Below are 2,039 nucleotides of genomic sequence, written 5' to 3'. Positions count from 1 at the left end.
TCTTATCAGACGCGTCAGTTTGCCAGAAGGGTAGGACTGGAGCCTAAACATACGGCGGTATGCAGTCCGGAAAGCAACGGGATGGCAGAGAGCGTCGTGAAAACGATAAAGCGCGACCACATCAGCATCATGCTGAAACCTGACGGGTTAACCGCGGTTAAGAACCTTGCGGAGGCCTTCGAACATTACAATGAATAGCATCCTCACAGTGCACGGGGATATCGTTCGCCACGGGAATATCTACGGCGGCAAACCAGTAATAGGTTAAGTGATAAAAAGTGTATGGAAATATAGGGGCCAATCCAGGCACCAAAATCAGAATGTCACATAATCGACGTATATGTAACAGGTATGAAATGTTAATTGGTTATATGCGGGTATCAAAAGCAGATGGTTCTCAGGTGAATGATTTACAGCGCGATGCGCTGATCGCTGCCGGCGTTGACGTTGCCTATTTTTATGAAGACAGGGCATCGGGCAAGCAAGAAGATCGCCTTGGACTTATCGCCTGTCTGAAAGCCCTACGGCCAGATGACACCCTGATTGTATGGAAACTGGATCGAATCGGGCGCGACCTTCGTCATCTCATTAATACGGTGCATGACCTTACCGGACGCGGGATAGGCCTGAAGGTACTGACCGGTCACGGAGCGACCATCGATACCACGACAGCTGCCGGCAAGCTTGTTTTTGGGATCTTTGCCGCACTGGTCGAGTTTTAGCGCGAACTGATTGCCGAGCGAACGACAGCAGGCCTTGCCTCAGCAAGAGCCCGCGGGAGGAATGGCGGACGTTCTTACAAAATGACGCCAATAAAATTGCGACTGGCAATGGCATCAATGGGACGGCCAGAGATGAAAGTCAGTACGTTATGCCAAGAACTGGAGATAACCCGACAAACGCTGTACCGCCACATTTCCCCGGATGGTCAACTGCGAGCTGACGGCATAAAGCTGCTCAACCGGGGATAATTTGGGCTGACGGAAAAATCTGGAGTTCCGGCGTAGAACCCCAACAAGAAACTGGAGCTGGCAAGACAAAGTCTGGCTGAATCCGGAGCGGGAAACGCTGGCCGCATAGGTCAACTGAGGCGACAACTACCTTGACACGCACCGACTTCGTCGGCCGCAAAACCCGCGTTAATGTCGTTCCCTAGTGTAATGCAGGTATCCTTTTTCGCTGTAATGCTCAGCGATAGAAAGCCATGATTTGTGTCATCCGATGACGGAGCGTACTGGGGAAACATGTAGCTTGCCCGAGGATGGATGTATCAGGTCCATTGACCAGTTGCGGTACATTGCGAGGTTCGATATTTCCTCACCCTGCAGTCTTTTTATCGGCAATAGCGTTCCAAGCAAACCCATTGGTTGATAACCAAGAAAAATAATCGAATAACGTCTTTGCATGGCTTTTCCAAGTCGCGGGACTGGCAGTACCGGCATTTTCCAAGCAGAGCCAAAGCAGGTAATAATTCACGACAGGCATGAATGTCATGCCGTCATTACAGAGAAACGGAAGACCCACGCATACCCGGCCTTTGTAAACAAAATCAGGTGTGGTGTAAAAAACCTCACGTTCTCTCCCCTATCCAGTTGATGTGCTGAGGGGAGATAACTATAGATGTTCGCGAATTCAGATAATAAGTGCAACGCTCGGTCATGTAGATGGAGGGACGGTTAGCTACCGATAAGCTATCCTGCTCTTCCGACTAAAGATGAGCGAGTAACTATGAAATATCAGCAGTGAACCGAAGGATTACGATACCAGATAGCTCTGTTGTGTGAAGACAAAGTTAGTCAGGCCGAGATTGGTCGCCGGTTAGGCGTCTGTAAGTCAACAGTCTCGCGGGAACTGCGCCGTAATCGCTCTGTAGATGGCTACCAGCCTGCGGTAGCGCAGAAGCTCAGCACCAGCCGCCGCAAGGCTGCCGGCAAACGCAGGATGCATGAGGATACGGTCTTCTTTGTTGAGGCAGCGCTCAACTGGTTGTGGAGCCCTGAGCAAATCAGCGCCATTGGCGATATCATCGGCAGACCGGT

Annotated in this window: 1 protein-coding gene and 2 pseudogenes; all 3 read left to right on the top strand. The window is 50.8% G+C overall.

Translation table 11 applies throughout. The features are described 5' to 3' along the window. Positions 1–294 (top strand): annotated as a pseudogene (locus BBW68_RS01685) (integrase core domain-containing protein); the annotation flags it as partial. 62 nt (positions 295–356) lie between these two features. Next, positions 357–971: pseudogene (locus tag BBW68_RS01680) on the top strand (recombinase family protein). Between the two features lie 796 nt (positions 972–1,767). Then, positions 1,768–2,039 (top strand): helix-turn-helix domain-containing protein (locus tag BBW68_RS17415; protein ID WP_245675187.1); only part of this gene is annotated, 272 nt, incomplete at its 3' end.

Origin of the sequence: Candidatus Erwinia dacicola (genome assembly GCF_001756855.1) — a bacterium.
In the GTDB taxonomy this organism is placed as follows: Bacteria; Pseudomonadota; Gammaproteobacteria; order Enterobacterales; family Enterobacteriaceae; genus Erwinia; species Erwinia dacicola.
This window is presented reverse-complemented; position numbering and strand designations above follow the sequence as displayed.